This window comes from Streptomyces sp. NPDC032721, from assembly GCF_055579625.1.
On record NZ_JBVIMX010000027.1, the window covers coordinates 73,246 to 88,862 of the forward strand.

Here is a 15,617-nt window from a genome sequence, read left to right on the forward strand (position 1 = left end):
CATGAGAAGACACCTCGGCAGGATCGACCGGCGCTGGTTCGAGCGGGTGGCCGACGCCCGGCTGACGGGTGCGGAGCAGGTACTGCCCGCCCTGTCCCGGGCGGCGAACCACGGCGGGCTCTGGTTCGGCACGGCGGCGGCACTCGCCGTGGCGGGCGGTCCCACGGCCCGGCGGGCCGCCCGCCGGGGCGTCGGCTCCCTGGCGCTGGCGTCGCTGGTGGCGAACACGGTCGCCAAGTACGCGGTGCGCCGCACCAGACCGGCCGTCGACGGCGTCCCGCTCGTACGGCGGCCGACGAAGGCGCCGTGGACGACGTCCTTCCCGTCCGGCCACTCCGCTTCGGCGGCCGCCTTCGTCACCGGGGTGGCCCTGGAGGCGCCCCGGTACGGTGCGCTGCTCGCGCCGGTGGCCGCCGCGGTGGCCTTCTCCCGGGTGTACGTGGGGGTGCACTACCCCGGCGACGTGCTCGCGGGCTGCGCCCTGGGCGTGGCCGCGGCGGCCGTGACCTGCCACTGGTGGCCGCCCCGTGATCCGTTCGTACGAAGCGGCCGCACGCGCGCCGAAGCACCCGCGCTGCCGCGCGGTCAGGGCCTGGTCGTGGTCGTCAACTCCGGTTCGGGGAAGGGCGTTCCCGGCCGGCTGCCCGCGCGGGAGCACCTGCGGGTGCTGCTGCCGGAGGCGGAGGTCGTGGTCCGGGGCGCGGACGACGACCTGATGGCGGTGCTCGACAAGGCGGTGGTACGGGCCCAGGAGCTGGCCGGGGTGCTGGGGGTGTGCGGCGGCGACGGCACGGTGAGCGCGGCGGCGGCCAAGGCGGCCGCGGCGGGGCTGCCGCTCGCGGTGTTCCCCGGCGGCACCCTCAACCACTTCGCGCTGGACGCCGGCACGGCCACCTTCGAGGACACCGCGCACGCGGTCCAGAACGGGGAAGCGGTACGGGCCGACCTGGCGCGCGTCACCGACGGGAGCGGCGCACACGTCACGGACTTCGTGAACACCTTCAGCATCGGCTTCTACCCGGAGCTGGTGCGGCGCCGCGAGAAGCTGGAGGGCAGGATCGGGAAGTGGCCGGCGGCGGCGGTCTCCCTGGTCCGCGTCCTGCGGGACGCCTCCCCGCTCCGCATCGACATCGACGGGCAACAGCGCACCCTGTGGCTGCTGTTCGCGGGCAACGGCCACTACCTCCCCGACAACCTCGCCCCCTCGCACCGGCCGCACCTCGACGACGGGCTCCTGGACATCCGTACCGTCGACGCCGAACACCGGCTGGCCCGCACCAGGCTGGTGATCTCCGCCGTGGCAGGAGCCCTGGGCCAGTCCCACGTCTACCACTCGGAACGCGTGGAGCACCTCACCCTCGAAGGCCTCGCACACGTGGACCTCCTCGCCTACGACGGCGAAACGGCCCCCTCCCCCGACACCCTCCACCTCTCCAAAGCCCACTCAGCCCTGACGGTCTACTCCCCCACCAAAGACCGAGGCGAAATCCGCCAACAACTCCACACAGCCACCACCGCCACCACCCCCCACTAACCCCCTCGGTCGGCGCCCCGCCCCCTCGGTCGGCGCCCCGCCCCCTCGGTCGGCGCCCCGCCCCCTCGGTCGGCGCCCCGCCCCCTCGGTCGGCGGGGCCGCCCCCCGGGGGCGGAACGGGCGGGCAAGGGGGCGGCCCCCGACGGAGTCGCACCTTCCGCCCCCGCCCCACCTCCGCCATGGCCCCCACTCCGGCCCCGCTCCCACCCGCCACCCCTCGCCCCCCCTACACCCCCCGCCTCCCCTTCCCCCAACACCCCACAACCTCCTCCGCCCTCACCACCCCCGCCACCAACCCCAACGTATTCCGCACCATCGCCCCGGTGTACTCCCCCGGCACCCCCGCAATCGCATCCCCCACAACCACCACCCCATATCCCGAATTCACCAGATCGAACACGGCGTTCGGAATCGCCACGTTCGCCGAAACCCCCACCACCACCACGTTCCGACACCCCAGATTCCGCAGCAGCGCATCCACCTCCGTCCCCGCCACCGGCGACAACCCATGCAGCCGCCGCACCACAAAGTCCGAGTCCGCCACCTCGATCGGCGCGGCGACCCGCACCGCCCTGGTCCCCGACACCTGCTGCACCGGCAGCCGCTCAGCAGCCCGGAACAGCCGCGCGTTGCGGTTGGCCCCGCGCCCGTCCGGCCGCCGCTCGGCAACCGCGTGCATGACCTGCACCCCGGCGGCATGCGCTGCCTCGACGAGCAGCGCCACCTTCCCCAGCGCCCCGGACGACCGCGCCTCCTCCGCGAGTTCGGGCAGCGCGCTCTCCGTACCCACCACCCCTTCCTGGCACTCCACGGTGAGCAACACCGTGGTCACCGGGTCGAGCTGCTCCGCAAGCTGTTGCGCGCGTTCCTGTGAAGGCATGACGACACCTCTCCGCTCCCGGGCCGGCCTCTGCGAACGGCCGCGAGGCTAGCGGCCATTGCGTACCGAGGGAAGAAAGCCCGATGATTCATAACGACGCACCTGACGTCCCATCAGATAACACATCGGAGCCCTCCCGAGGAGTACGAGATGACCAGCACCGGCACCAGCAGCACCAGCAGCAGCACCAGCACCCAACGCCGCGGCCGCCGCATCATGATGAGCGACGCCGAACGCGACACATACCTCACCCAACAGCGCACCTGCCGAGTGGCCACCGTCTCGGCCGACGGCGCCCCGCACATCGGCGCGCTGTGGTTCGTGTGGGACGGCAGCGCACTGTGGCTGTACTCGATCACCCGCAGCCGCCGCTGGGCCCAGCTCAGGAAGGACCCGAGGCTCGCCGTGGTGGTGGACGACGGGGTGGAGTACGGGGAACTGCGCGGCGTGGAGCTCTCCGGCACGGCGGAGTTCGTCGGCGAGGCCCCGCGCACCGGCGAGCCGTACCCCGAACTCAACGCCCCGGAACGGCTGTTCACCCAGAAGTACTTCGGCCTCACCGAAATGCCGCACGACGGACGGCACGCCTGGCTGCGCCTGACCCCGGACGCCGTCGCCTCCTGGGACTTCCGCAAGATGGCCACCCTCTAGCAACAGAAGAACCACCCTCCGGCAACCGGCCCCCACTCTCAGCTGGCCACCCTCTCCCCCGCGACCACCAACGCCTCGACCGCCGCCCGGATGGACGGCCGGCGGTCGGCGTCCGCCCGCCACACCACGTACACGTGCCGCCGCATCGCATGCCGCACCGGCGCCACCCGCACCCCCTCCGGCACCGGCCCGCGCCCCAGCCTCGGCGCCACACACACCCCCAATCCGGCTTCCACCAAAGCCAGTTGGGTCGCATGCTCCTCGGCGACATGAGCGAGCCGAGGCTCCACACCCTCGCCCCGCAGGGTGAGCAGCAGCCACTCGTGGCAGAACTCGCCCTCCGCCCAGGTCACCCAGTCGTCATCGGCGAACTCCGCGAGGTCCACCTCGTCCCGCCCGGCGAGCGGATGCCCGGCGGGCATGGCGACGTCCGCCGGGTCCTCCAGGAGGGCACGCTTGGCGAGCCCGCCCGGCATCGACAGCGGCTTGTTGTACCAGTCGAGGACGACCGCGAGGTCGAAGTCCCCGCGCACCACGCCCCGTACCGCCGCATCGGGCTCCAACTCACGCATCTTCACCCGGAGTTGCGGATGCTGCTCACGCAGGGACGCGAGCGCGGGCGGCACCAGGCCCCGGGCGGCGGTCGGGAAGGCGGCCAACGCCAGGTCCCCCACCACCCGTCCGCGCTGCGCCTCGATGTCCGACTGGGCGCGCTCGGCCTGCGACAGGATCCGGGCCGCATGCCCGGCCAGCAGCCGCCCGGCCTCGGTGAGTCGTACGCCCCGGCCGTTCTTGGCCAGCAGCGGTTCGCCCACTTCCCGCTCCAGCTTCGCCATCTGCTGCGAGACGGCGGACGTGGTGACGTGCAGCCCCTCGGCCGCTCCGCTCACCGAGCCGTGCCGGGCGAGGGCGTCGAGGGTACGCAGCCGCTCCAGATTCAACATGTAAGCAATGCTACGCGATCGCTCCAACAATACTTGCTTGTGCTACGAGGTTGTCCGCGTCATCGTTGTCCTCATGACCCCCGTGACCGCGGCTCGCACCCGCACCACCGAGCCGACGGCGACGCCCGGCTCCGCCTCCGCCACACCCGCCCCACCTCGCCGCCCGGCCCTCGACTGGCGCATCCGCTTCGCCGTACTGGCGCTGATCTGGGGTTTCAGCTTCCTCTTCATCAAAGTGGGCACGGCCGGCTACGCACCCTTCCAAGTCACCTTCGGCCGCCTGCTGTTCGGCACGCTCGTACTGGTAGCCGCGATGGCGGTCAAGCGCACCCGCCTCCCCCGCTCGCCCCGCACCTGGGGTCACCTGACGGTCGCCGCCTTCTTCCTCAACGCCCTCCCCTTCTCCCTCTTCGCCTACTCCGAGCTCACGATCCCCTCCACCCTCGCGGGCATCTGCAACGCCACCTCGCCCCTCTGGGGAATGGCACTGTCCCTGGTCGCACTCTCGGAGGACCGCCCGACCCGCCGCCGGGTGGCCGGACTCGGCCTGGGCTTCCTCGGCGTCCTCACGGTCCTGGGCGCCTGGCAGGGCTTCTCCGGCCTGGACATGACGGGTACGGCGATGGCCCTGCTGGCCTCGCTGAGCTACCCCATCGGCTGGATCTACCTGCGCCGCACCCTGGGCGGCACCAAGGACTCCGCCCTCTCAATGACGGGCGCCCAACTCCTGCTCGCCACGGCCCAACTGGCAGTGGTCACCCCGCTCTTCACCACCCTGCCCACCTCCTTCCCGGTCCTCCCGCTCCTCTCGGTGGTGGCCCTGGGAGCGCTCGGCACGGGGCTGGCCATGCTCCTCCAGTACAACCTGGTGGCGGAGATCGGACCGACCACGGCCCAGATGGTCACGTACTTCATCCCGGTGATCGCCACGATCGCGGGCGTCACGCTGCTGGGCGAGGACCTGGCCTGGAACACCCCGGTGGGCGCCCTGATCGTCCTGGCAGGCGCGGCCCTCACCCAGAGCAGGGCCCGGGAAGCCAAGGGCCGCGAGGAACTCCGCGAACAACCACACGCAGCCCGCAGGTAACGGCCCTCGCCCCCACGGAGCGGTAGGTCGGGTCGGGTCACTGACCCACCGCAGGCGCGGCACCGCCCAACAGCCCGAAAAGGCAAACCCGGACAGCTGCCCCCCCAACCGCCCCACCCTCAGTCGTACCTCCGCCCCCGGTCCCCTGCCCCCGTACCCACCGCGCCCGCGAGCACCTCCGCGAACTCCGCCATCTCCCCCACCCGCAACGTCGACACCGTCACCCGCACCCCGGCCCCGGCCCCGACACCCGCACCCGCCCCCATCCGGAACCTCGCGCCCGGCGCCACCGCCCACCCCGCGTGCAGCAGCCGTGAGACCACCCCCGTCTCGTCCGCCACCGGCACCCACACATTGAGCCCGCTGCGCCCGTGCGCGGCGATCCCCCGTTCCGCGAGCGCCGCGATCAGCGCGTCCCGCCGCTCGCCGTAGGACCGCGAGACCGCGGCGGTGTCGACCGCGCCCGTCTCCCACAGCCGTACCACCGCCTGCTGGAGCAGCAGGCTCACCCACCCGGGCCCCAGCCGCTGCCGCCCCCGCACCCGGTCCACCGTCTCCGCGTCCCCGGTCAGCACGGCGACCCGCAGATCGGGCCCGTACCCCTTCGACACCGACCGTACGAAGACCCAGGGCGCGCCACTCTCACCGCTCACGCCACTCTCACCGCGCCCGCCGCCCACCACCGGATGCACCGACAGGTCCACGATCCCGTGCCCGTGGTCGTCCTCGACCAGCAGCACCGACGGGTACGCCCGCAGCACCTCCCGCAACCGCCGCGCCCGCGCCCCGCTCACCGCCGCGCCCGTCGGGTTCTGGGCCCTGGCCGTCACCACCACGGCCCGTGCCCCGCCCCGCAGCGTCCGCTCCACCTCGTCCGGCAGCGGGCCCTCGTCGTCCACGGCCACCGGTACCGGCCGCAGTCCGAGCGCCGGCACCAGGTCGAGCAGGGCACCCCACCCCGGGTCCTCCACGGCGACGGCGTCCCCCGGCTTGAGATGCACGGCGAGGACCCGCTCGATCGCGTCCAGCGAACCGGAGGCGACGGCGACCGGCCCGCCGGGCACCCCGGCAGCGTCGAAGTCCGCCCTGGCCAGCCGGGCGAGGTCCGGGTCGACGGCCTCCTCGCCGTACAGCCGGGGCCGCGCGTCGGCCCGCTCGGCGGCATGGCCCAGGGCGTCGCGCAGCGAGGGCAGCAGCGCGGCGTCGGGATTGCCCTGCGACAGGTTCCGTACGCCCGCGGGGACGTCGGCCCGCATCGCGTCGCGCGCCGTACTGACCGGACGCGCGCGGATCCGGCTGCCCCGGCGGCCGGCCGTCTCGATCACCCCGCGCTCGCGGAGTGTCCGGTAGGCGGACGCGACGGTATTGGGATTGACTCCGAGCTCCACGGCCAACTCCCGCATGGGGGGCAGCACTTGGCCCGGTTCGAGGGCACCCTCACTCACCCCCCGTTCCACGCTGGCGGAAATCTCCGATGCACGCCTGCCACTGATCCGATACTCTCCTAGCACAAAATCTACTATGCACTAGTGCAATGGAGAGCGCAATGCAGGACAGCACAGCAGCCGCCACGGAGACCGCCCCCCGCACGGACGCGTACACCCCCACCGACCGCACCGTCCCCACCCGCTCCCCCGATCGCGCTTCCTACGACCGCGAGTTGGTGCACTCGATACTCGACGAGGGATACCTCTGCCACCTCGGCTTCGTCCGCGACGGCGCACCGATCGTGCTGCCGACCCTCTACGGCCGGATCGGCGAGAGCCTGTACGTGCACGGCTCGACGGGCTCGCGCCCGCTGCGTGCCGCCGGACGCACCGAGGAGGCCCCCGGCATCGAGGTCTGCCTGACGGTGACCCACGTCGACGGCCTGGTGCTCGCCCGCTCCGCCTTCCACCACTCGATGAACTACCGCTCCGTGGTGGTCCTGGGCACCGCCCGCCCGGTGGTCGACGAGGAGGAGCGGCGGACCGCGCTGGACGCGCTGGTCGACCAGGTGGTGGCCGGCCGCTCCGCCGACTCCCGCCCCGCCAACGCCAAGGAGCTGGCGGCAACGGCCGTACTGCGCCTGGATCTTGACGAGGTGTCAGCAAAGGTCCGCACCGGCGGCCCGAACGACGACCCCGAGGACGCGGACCTCCCGTACTGGACCGGCGTCGTCCCCCTCACCCGGGGCCACGGCACCCCGATCCCCGCCGACGACCTCGACCCGGCGATCCCCGTACCCGGATACCTCGCGGCCCGCTGAGCCGGGCCCCCACCCGCGCGTCCGGGGTCCGTCCGACGGGACGGCCCCCGGACGCACGCACGCGCGGACCGAGGCGCGACGGTCCTAGAGAACGACGGCCACCCGCCCCTCCGGGCCCGCCTCCCTGACCGCCCGCGCCCTCCGGGCCTCCCGCGCCTCTCCGTAAGCCAGCCCCGCCACCGCCGCGAGCAGCAGCAGCGTCCCCAGTACCGTGGCGGCCGTCAGCCGTTCGTCGAGCAGTACGACGGCGATGACGGCGGCGCTCACCGGTTCGAGCAGCATGATCACGGACACCGTCGCGGACCGCACAACCGACGCCCCGGCGAAGTAGAGCGCGTAGGCGAGCGCCGTCGGCACGGCGGCCACGTACACCAGCAGGCCGATCACCGTCCCGAGCGCGGCGGTCTGCGGCAAAATGCCCTCGACCAGCGCGAACGGCAGCAGGCACACCGCCCCGATGCCGAAGGACCAGCCCGAGGTGGCGACGGGGTCGCCGCCGTCCCCGTCCCGGCCGGACCAGCGGGTCAGCAGCGTCATCACCGCGTACCCGGCGGCGGACAGCAGCGCGAGCAGCACACCGGCGGGGCGCACGTCGTTCCCGCCGCCGCCCAGCACCAGCACCCCGAGCCCGGCGAGCGCGCCCGCCACGGCGCAGCCGCCGCCGAGGCCGAGCCGCTCGCCGAGCAGCAGCCGCGCGCCCAGCGCGATGAACACGGGCCCGGCACCGAGCGTCACCACGGTCCCCACGGCCAGTCCGGTCTGCTGGACGGCCGCGAAGTACGCGGTCTGGAAGACGGTGAGCATGAGCCCGGTGACCAGCAGCCTGCCCACCCGCCGACGGCGCGGCCCGACGGCCGCCGGCCGTCCCGCACCACGCGCGCGCAGCAGGATCCGGGCGGCGAGCAGCAGCAGGCAGCCGCCCGCACACCGCCAGAAGGACAGGGCCATCGGCCCGAGATCGCTCACCCCGTACAGCACCGAGGCGGCGGCTCCCGCCGTGCCCCAGGCGATTCCGGCAACGATCAGATACGTCAGGCCACGCCCGACGGACAACATGACAGCAGACACGTACGACTCCACGTGGAGGAACAGGACAGCAGGGTTCTCGTCCGTCCGCACGCGGGCAGCGAAGATCCGCTCGGGGACTGCCCGAGCCCGGTCCTCGCCCTCACTGGGCCAACCCGCGCGCTAGTACGCGGCGGGAGGCGGAAGCACTGTCAACAGCATGATCGGCACCTTACGGCGCGGTCCGCCCGGTGGACAACGCGCTTTCCGCATCCTGGACTTCACCGGCGCCCGCAGGCCCCGCTCCGCCCGCCACCGGCCCCTCGCCCGGCGCCTTGGGCGTGGACGACTGCGCGATGAACGCGCCGACCAGCACCACGGCCCCGCCCACGATCTGCGGCAGCGACAGGTGCTCCCGCAGCAGCACCCACGCCGCCACCGTCGCGATGACCGCCTCCAGACACGCGAGCACCCCGGCGACCTGCGGCGACAGCTTCCGTACGGAGACGACCCCGGTGACGTACGCGAGCACCGTCGCCACCAGCACGATCCAGCCGAGCAGCAGCCAGGCCTGCACCTGTGAGCCGCCCATGTCGACGGCGCCGCCCAGGAGTTCCCACTTCATGCCCCACGGCCGGGCGATCACGGTCAGTACGGCGGTGCCCACCAGCAGCCCGTACGCGATGACGCCCAGCGGGTCGGCGGCGTCGTCGCCGTCCCCGCCGTGGTCCGACAGGACGAAGTAGCCCACCTGGCAGCAGGCGGCGCCGAGCGCGAGCAGCAGTCCCAGTACGTCGAAGCTGAGCCCCGCCCACACCTCGACCACACACGCGAGCCCGCCCACCGCGAGCACCACGCCCACGGCGGCGGCCCTGGTCACCGGCCTGCGCTGGACGAACCGCACCCAGCCGAGCACCAGCGCGGGCGCCAAGTACTCGATGAGCAGGGCCACTCCGACGGGAATCCGGGAGAGCGAAGCGAAGTAGAAGGCCTGCACACCGGCCACGGCGAGCAGTCCGAAGCCCGCGAGCAGCGCGGGTTTGCGCCGCACGAGATCGCGGTGGCGCCAGGCAACCGGCAGCATCACCAGCGCCGCGCCCGCCACCCTCAGCCACACCACGTGCAGCGGGTCGAGCCCCGCCTCGATCAGCGGCTTGGCCGCGACACCTGAACCACCGAATGCGAGGGCCGATACGAGGGCGAGACCCAGGCCGACACTCCGTCCCTGAACGTGCATCGGCACATCATGCCAGTTGGGGTCAGGACCGTCATCCGTGTAACACCTGTCGAGACAGCGCCCCGGCATACCAGTGGAAACCCACTCGTCCCACCACCCCCAACTGCCGCTTCCCCTACGGCTGCCGGACGGCGGCGGCAGCCGCGCACAGGCGCCCCGCCAGCCGCTCCGTGTCCACACCCGCCCGGCGCAGCACCTCGACGGCCCGGCAGTCCGGGTCTGCGGCGAACGCCGCCAGCAGATCGGTGCCGCCCGCCCGTCGATCGTCGCGCGCCGCCGCGCGAGCGAGCGCCGTTTCCATCGCCGTGACGGCCGAGGGTGACCAGCCCGCGACGGGGGTCGCCCTCGGCGGGCCCTCCTCGCCCGCCTGCCACCGCAGTCCGTACCCGATGCTGCGCTGCACGAGATAGCCCAGCACCTTGGCCACCTGCGGCCCGTCCTCGAACGCGGCCCGCACCTCTGGATCGGCCTCCAGTACGGAGTGCAGGAGATGTGCGGTGTCGATCTGGCGGTCCCCGTCCCGCTGCGCCCGTCGGCGCGCGCCCGCGACCACCCTGGCCATCTCGACGGTGAGTCTGGCCTCGATGCCGGCGCGGGGAGGGACGGCCTCTCCGGAACCGGAGACCCGTCGAAGAGGGCTCTGCACGCCTCCACCCCATCACCGGAGGCAGGTCCGGGGCATCCGCGTGGGGGAGCATTCCCGCATCCCACCGGAGTTGGGCAACCCGGCCCGGGTTCTCCTCCTTGCGGAGGAGATCAGATGAATCTTCCCTGAGAGCGACCCGCCCCTGACGGTTCATCAGTATTGAATGTTCGCGGTCGTACGGCTACGTTCCGCGACACCGAGCAGGCAGCAAGCAGGCAGCGTGCAGGCATCCGTCGGAAGGAAGAGCCCCATGGCCGAGGTCAGCGCAGAGGCACGCATCGAAGCACCGGCCGACAAGCTCTGGGCCCGGCTGACGGACTTCACCTCGTACGACCGGTGGAACGCGACGCACACCTCGTTCCCCACGGGCGGCCCGGAGACCCTCGCGGTCGGGGCGACGTACGAGGAGAACATGAAGCTGATGGGTTTCCCCGCCGAAGTCGTGTGGACCGTCGAGGAACTGGAGCAGGACCGGCTGTTCGTCATCCGGGGCAAGGGCCCGATGGGCGTGAACCTGGCGATGCGCTACTCGCTGGTTCCCACGGACGCGGGCGGCACACTGGCCCGTATCGACGGCGAGTTCACCGGCGCGGCGGTGTCCCTGATGGGCGGCAAGCTCAAGGACTCGGCCACGACGGCCCTCAAGGAATCCCTCACGAAACTGACGGAACTGACCACCTGACCGCACACCAAGCCCCGCCTCACCCCCCCCGCTCTGCGACTCAGCCCAGCCGGCCCGCCAGCCGCCCGTGCATCGCCGCGCTCGCCTCGTTGAGCCCGGTGACCGCGACCGTCTTCCCGTACCGGGCGTACTTCGTCTCGACCGCGTCCAGCGCCGCGACGGACGACGCGTCCCAGATGTGCGCCCGGGACAGGTCGATCACGATCTCGTCCGGGTCGTCCTTGTACCGGAACCGGAAGACGAGATCGTTCGACGACGCGAAGAACAACTCACCCGTCACGGTGTAGACGGCCCGCCCGCCGTCCACCTCCCGCACCACGTCAACGACGTGCGCGACCCGCTTGGCGAAGATCACCATGGCGCTGACCGACCCGACGACCACGCCGACGGCCAGGTTGTGGGTGGCGACCACGCAGCCCACGGTGATCAGCATGACCAGCGTCTCGCCCAGCGGCAGCCGGCGCAGCGTCTTCGGGCTCACCGAGTGCCAGTCGAAGGTCGCGGCCGACACCAGCACCATGATCGCGACTAGTGCCGCCATGGGGATGTCGGAGACGACGGGCCCCAGCACCAGACACAGCACCAGCAGGAAGGCCCCCGCCAGAAAGGTCGAGAGCCGCGTCCTGGCCCCCGACACCTTCACATTGATCATGGTCTGGCCGATCATCGCGCAGCCGCCCATGCCGCCGAAGAGCCCGGTCACGATGTTGGCGACGCCCTGCCCGATCGACTCGCGGGTCTTGTTGGAGTGGGTGTCGGTGATGTCGTCCACCAGCTTCGCCGTCATCAGCGACTCCAGCAGCCCCACGAGTGCGAGGGCGAAGGCGTACGGGGCGATGGTCGTCAGCATGTCCATGGTGAGCGGCACATCCGGCAGCCCCGGCACCGGCAACGACGACGGCAGCTCACCCCGGTCCCCCACCGTGGGTACGGCGATGCCCGCCCCCACCGTGAGGAGCGTCAGAACCACGATCGACACCAGCGGCGCGGGCACCGCGGTGGTCAGCCTGGGAAACAGCGCGGTCAGCACAAGACCGCCCACGACCAGCGGATACACCGCCCAGGGCACGTCGGTCAGCTCCGGGAACTGCCCCATGAAGACCAGGATCGCCAGCGCATTGACGAACCCCACCATCACGCTGCGCGGCACGAACCGCATCAGCCGGGCGACCCCGACCGCCCCCAGCACCACCTGCATGATCCCGCCGAGGATCACGGCGGCGACCAGATATCCGAGCCCGTACTCCTTGTTGAGCGGGGCGACCACCAGCGCGACGGCCCCCGTGGCCGCCGAGATCATCGCCTTGCGCCCGCCGACGAACGAGATCACCACGGCCATGATCACCGCGGAGAACAGCCCCACGCTCGGCGAAACCCCCGCGATCACCGAGAAGGAGATCGCCTCCGGAATCAACGCGAGCCCGACCACGAGGCCGCCCAGCACCTCGGTACGGAAGACTCGCGGAGATGCCAGCCACTCGGGGCGGGAGGGTCGGGACAGAGACAGCCGGGGCATAAAACCGTTTTCCATAGACGCACCAAGGTGCCACCAAACACAAAGAGCCCCACTCTAGTCCCGCACCCCCGAAACACCGAAGCACCCATGCCCATGCCCCAGAGCTCCCCCTGCGGATCCCCCCGGACCGGCGGCCCGCGCCACCCCTCCCACTCCCCCGCCCCCAACTTCCTCACTCGCCGCACCCCCGGCCCTCGCCTCCAGCTCCCAGCCCCAGCCCCAGCCCCAGCCCCAGCCCCAGCCCCAGCCCCAGCTTCACCCCTTGGCCTCAACTCTGGGCTTCACCCCTCGACCGGAGCTCCCGGCCCCAACCCCGAGCTTCGTCTCCCGGCCTCAGCCCCCGACCCGAGCCCCCGGCCCCACCTCCAGGCTTCAGCCCTCGGCCTCAGCCATCGACCGAGCCTCCGGCTTCTGCCCCGAGCTTCGACTCCCGGCCGCACCCCCCGCCCCGAGCCCTCGGCCACGGCCCCCAGCCCCAGCTCCGGGCTTCGGCGCCCGGCCTCAGCCATCGGCCGGAGCTCCTGGCTTCTGCCCCCGGCCCCAACTTCCGGCCCCAGCTCAAGCCCCAGCCCACTGCCTCAACTCTCGGCTCCAGCCCTCGCCCCCTGGTCCCGGTCTCAGCGGTCCTCGGCCCCAACCCACTGCCTCAACTCTCGGCTCCCAGCCCTCGACCTCAGCCGTCAACTCCTGCTCCTGGCTCCAGCACTCGGCCGGAGCTCTCAGCCCCGGCCCCCGGCCCTCGCCTCAGCTTCCGGCCTCAGCCCTAAGCCCCAGCCCTCGACTTCGCCCGGCCGTGCAAACCCCACCCGCTCCGCGTCGCCCCGCCCCTCGTCCCCGCCCTGCAGCTGCATGCACCAGGCCCCGCCCGGTCACCACGAGAGAGCACGGCACCCCAAGCCGGCCTGCCCCCTCCCGCAGACTCGCCCTAGTAACACCACCAAGTGCCGCTCGCGGGCTGCGGGATCCATCCGTAGCTCCCCGAGTCCCCGGGGCCGCGCCGGAACACGGCGGTCACCGCGTCGGGCCGGTAGGTCCTGATCCGTACCTGCTTCCCCGACTCGTCGGTGGCCTCCAGCACGATCTCCCCCGACTTGGTGCGCCCGGCGGCCTGCGCCTCGACCACATCGTCGACACCCTCGGCCAACTGCAACATAAATACCGCCACAACGCCTCCTCAGCCCCAACTACGAACCGAAGCACCCTAACCTCCCAAACCCCAACACCCTTCCCAGAACCACCCATTGAGCCCAACCCCGCTTCCGAGACCGGCAGAGCCGAAGCTCCGGCAGCCGACCCGCCCCAGTCCGCCCGCCCCGAATTGGCCCTGTACCCGCCCCCGACCACCCGCCTTACCCTCTCCGCATGCGCATCCGAACCGTCGACGCCTTCACCGCCACCCCCTTCCAGGGCAACCCCGCCGCCGTCCTCCTCCTGGAGGACGCCCTCGCCTTCCCCGAGGACACCTGGCTCCAGCAGACGGCCGCCGAGCTCAACCTCTCCGAAACGGCGTTCGCCCACCCGCTCCCCACCGGCGACGGCCAGGACGCCGACTGGGCCCTTTGCTGGTTCACCCCCACCACCGAGGTGGACATGTGCGGCCACGCCACCCTGGCCACGGCCCATGTCCTCCACACCACGGGCACCGCCACCGGCACCGTCCGCTTCACCACCCGCAGCGGCATCCTCACCACCACCGCCCACCCCGACGGCTCCCTGACCATGGACTTCCCCACCGCACCACTGGTGCCGGTGGAGGCCCCGCCCGGCCTGGCCGAGGCCCTCGGGGCCGAGCCGCTCAGCGTCCACTACACCGGCGACCTGGTCGGCGACCTCCTGGTCGAGTGCCGTTCCGAGCAGGAGGTCCGGGCTCTCGCCCCCGACCTCCGGGCCCTGGCCGCCCTCTCCCGCCGGGGCGTCATCGCCACCGCACGGGCCCAGGACCCCGCCAACGGCTACGACTTCGCGACCCGCTGCTTCTTCCCCGCCGTGGGCGTCGACGAGGACCCGGTGACCGGCAGCGCCCACACCGCCCTCGCCCCGTTCTGGTCCGCCCGCCTGGGCCGCACGGAGCTCACCGGCCTCCAGGGCGGCGCCCGCACCGGCCTCGTACGCACCGCCCTGCACGGCGACCGCACCCACCTCACCGGACACGCGGTCACCGTGATCGAGGGCGACCTCCTGCACCCGTACGACAACCACCACTGACGACAGCCACCCACCACAGCCACACACGCCAGCCACTCACCGCGTCCGCTACAAGGTGGGCAGCCAGTCCACCTTCCCCGCCAGCACCGCGTACCCCACGAAAGCCCCGATGTCGAGCAGCGCGTGGGCCGCCACCAGCGGCCCCACCCGCCCCCACTTCCGGTAGAGCAGGACGAACACCACCCCCATCACCACGTTCCCGATGAAGCCGCCCACCCCCTGGTACAGGTGGTACGACCCCCGCAGCACCGAGCTGGCCACCAGCGCGGCCATCGGCGTCCACCCCAACTGCCCCAGCCTGCGCAGCAGATAGCCGACGACGATGACCTCCTCCAGCACCGAGTTCTGGATCGCCGAGAGGATCAGCACCGGGTACTTCCACCACACCTCGGGAAGCGACTCCGGCACCACGGTCAGATTGAACCCACTCGCGTTGGCCACCAGATAGAAGGCCAGACCGGCGCTCCCGATCCCCGCCGCGATCAGCACCCCGCGCCCCAGGTCCGACCACGGCTTCAGCCGGTCGAACCCGATCGCGCGCAGCCCGCTCCCCTCCCTGAGCAGCAGGTGCGCCACCAGCGCCACCGGCACCAAAGCGGTGGAAATGCTGAACAGTTGCCATACGAGATCCAGCCACGGCCGCCCCGGCGCGGCAGAACTGTTCAGGTTCGCCGCCTGGTCCTTCAGCCCACCCGGCCTCGTCAGCGCCCCGACGAACCTGATCAGGGCGGACACCCCGCTGGCGCCCAGCGAAAGGGCCAGCACGAGCAGCAATTCGGTCCCCAACATCCGCCGGGTCAGGACCCGTTCACGCGGGAAAACGGGCCCTTCAGGCGACATACCGGCCATCTGCCCCGGATCCGCTTGCACCGCAACCTCCAGTTGTGTAATCCCGCCTCATCCAGATCTCCGCACCGCTAGGGTCTCGAATGCAGGTACGAAGATCGCGCGCGACAGGCCGGGGGGGTCGAGCGCCATTCAA

Annotated in this window: 15 protein-coding genes; 6 read left to right on the top strand and 9 right to left on the bottom strand. The window is 72.1% G+C overall.

Going from position 1 to position 15,617, the window contains the following annotated elements:
* Nucleotide 1: 1 nt before the first annotated feature.
* Nucleotides 2–1,534, top strand: a complete 1,533-nt coding sequence (locus ACZ5PB_RS38625; protein ID WP_468697863.1) for a phosphatase PAP2 family protein — start codon at nt 2–4, stop codon at nt 1,532–1,534.
* Between the two features lie 226 nt (nt 1,535–1,760).
* Here the strand turns inward: ACZ5PB_RS38625 and ACZ5PB_RS38630 are convergent, their stop codons facing one another.
* Entirely contained in the window at nt 1,761–2,414 is a 654-nt protein-coding gene (locus ACZ5PB_RS38630) for an isochorismatase family protein (RefSeq protein ID WP_468697864.1), read from the bottom strand.
* Nucleotides 2,415–2,564: 150 nt separating this feature from the next.
* Here ACZ5PB_RS38630 and ACZ5PB_RS38635 point away from each other — a divergent pair, with 150 nt between their 5' ends.
* Nucleotides 2,565–3,065 (top strand): pyridoxamine 5'-phosphate oxidase family protein, encoded by a 501-nt coding sequence (locus ACZ5PB_RS38635; protein WP_468697866.1) that lies wholly within the window; start codon nt 2,565–2,567, stop codon nt 3,063–3,065.
* A 38-nt stretch (nt 3,066–3,103) separates the two neighbouring features.
* On the opposite strand, the gene ACZ5PB_RS38640 is transcribed toward ACZ5PB_RS38635, so the two are convergent.
* Nucleotides 3,104–4,009, bottom strand: a complete 906-nt coding sequence (locus tag ACZ5PB_RS38640; protein WP_468697867.1) for a LysR family transcriptional regulator — start codon at nt 4,007–4,009, stop codon at nt 3,104–3,106.
* 37 nt (nt 4,010–4,046) lie between these two features.
* On the opposite strand from ACZ5PB_RS38640, the gene ACZ5PB_RS38645 reads away from it, so the two are divergent.
* Nucleotides 4,047–5,096 (top strand): DMT family transporter, encoded by a 1,050-nt coding sequence (locus ACZ5PB_RS38645; RefSeq protein ID WP_468697868.1) that lies wholly within the window; start codon nt 4,047–4,049, stop codon nt 5,094–5,096.
* A gap of 119 nt (nt 5,097–5,215) precedes the next feature.
* Here the strand turns inward: ACZ5PB_RS38645 and ACZ5PB_RS38650 are convergent, their stop codons facing one another.
* Complete coding sequence (locus ACZ5PB_RS38650) at nt 5,216–6,607, bottom strand: aminotransferase class I/II-fold pyridoxal phosphate-dependent enzyme (RefSeq protein WP_468697870.1); 1,392 nt, start codon at nt 6,605–6,607, stop codon at nt 5,216–5,218.
* Nucleotides 6,608–6,642: 35 nt separating this feature from the next.
* Between ACZ5PB_RS38650 and ACZ5PB_RS38655 the strand changes: the two genes are divergently transcribed.
* Nucleotides 6,643–7,344: a pyridoxamine 5'-phosphate oxidase family protein gene (locus ACZ5PB_RS38655; protein ID WP_468697872.1), complete on the top strand. Its 702-nt coding sequence runs from the start codon at nt 6,643–6,645 to the stop codon at nt 7,342–7,344.
* An 84-nt stretch (nt 7,345–7,428) separates the two neighbouring features.
* Here the strand turns inward: ACZ5PB_RS38655 and ACZ5PB_RS38660 are convergent, their stop codons facing one another.
* The 3 genes from ACZ5PB_RS38660 to ACZ5PB_RS38670 form a co-directional block, all read right to left on the bottom strand.
* The gene (locus tag ACZ5PB_RS38660; protein WP_468697909.1) at nt 7,429–8,400 is read right to left on the bottom strand and encodes a DMT family transporter; all 972 of its coding nucleotides are present in this window, start codon (nt 8,398–8,400) and stop codon (nt 7,429–7,431) included.
* 181 nt (nt 8,401–8,581) lie between these two features.
* A complete protein-coding gene (locus ACZ5PB_RS38665) occupies nt 8,582–9,586 on the bottom strand; it encodes an EamA family transporter (RefSeq protein ID WP_468697874.1) in 1,005 nt (334 codons plus the stop codon).
* Nucleotides 9,587–9,701: 115 nt separating this feature from the next.
* A complete protein-coding gene (locus tag ACZ5PB_RS38670; RefSeq protein WP_468697911.1) occupies nt 9,702–10,148 on the bottom strand; it encodes a peptidase in 447 nt (148 codons plus the stop codon).
* Between the two features lie 334 nt (nt 10,149–10,482).
* Here ACZ5PB_RS38670 and ACZ5PB_RS38675 point away from each other — a divergent pair, with 334 nt between their 5' ends.
* Complete coding sequence (locus tag ACZ5PB_RS38675; protein ID WP_468697876.1) at nt 10,483–10,914, top strand: type II toxin-antitoxin system Rv0910 family toxin; 432 nt, start codon at nt 10,483–10,485, stop codon at nt 10,912–10,914.
* Between the two features lie 40 nt (nt 10,915–10,954).
* Here ACZ5PB_RS38675 and ACZ5PB_RS38680 read toward each other — a convergent pair whose 3' ends face one another.
* Entirely contained in the window at nt 10,955–12,430 is a 1,476-nt protein-coding gene (locus ACZ5PB_RS38680; protein WP_468697877.1) for a SulP family inorganic anion transporter, read from the bottom strand.
* Between the two features lie 925 nt (nt 12,431–13,355).
* Nucleotides 13,356–13,595: a hypothetical protein gene (locus tag ACZ5PB_RS38685; protein ID WP_468697879.1), complete on the bottom strand. Its 240-nt coding sequence runs from the start codon at nt 13,593–13,595 to the stop codon at nt 13,356–13,358.
* A 197-nt stretch (nt 13,596–13,792) separates the two neighbouring features.
* On the opposite strand from ACZ5PB_RS38685, the gene ACZ5PB_RS38690 reads away from it, so the two are divergent.
* Nucleotides 13,793–14,635 (top strand): PhzF family phenazine biosynthesis protein, encoded by an 843-nt coding sequence (locus ACZ5PB_RS38690; RefSeq protein ID WP_468697880.1) that lies wholly within the window; start codon nt 13,793–13,795, stop codon nt 14,633–14,635.
* A 48-nt stretch (nt 14,636–14,683) separates the two neighbouring features.
* Here ACZ5PB_RS38690 and ACZ5PB_RS38695 read toward each other — a convergent pair whose 3' ends face one another.
* Nucleotides 14,684–15,484: a CPBP family intramembrane glutamic endopeptidase gene (locus ACZ5PB_RS38695; protein ID WP_468697881.1), complete on the bottom strand. Its 801-nt coding sequence runs from the start codon at nt 15,482–15,484 to the stop codon at nt 14,684–14,686.
* Nucleotides 15,485–15,617: the final 133 nt, after the last annotated feature.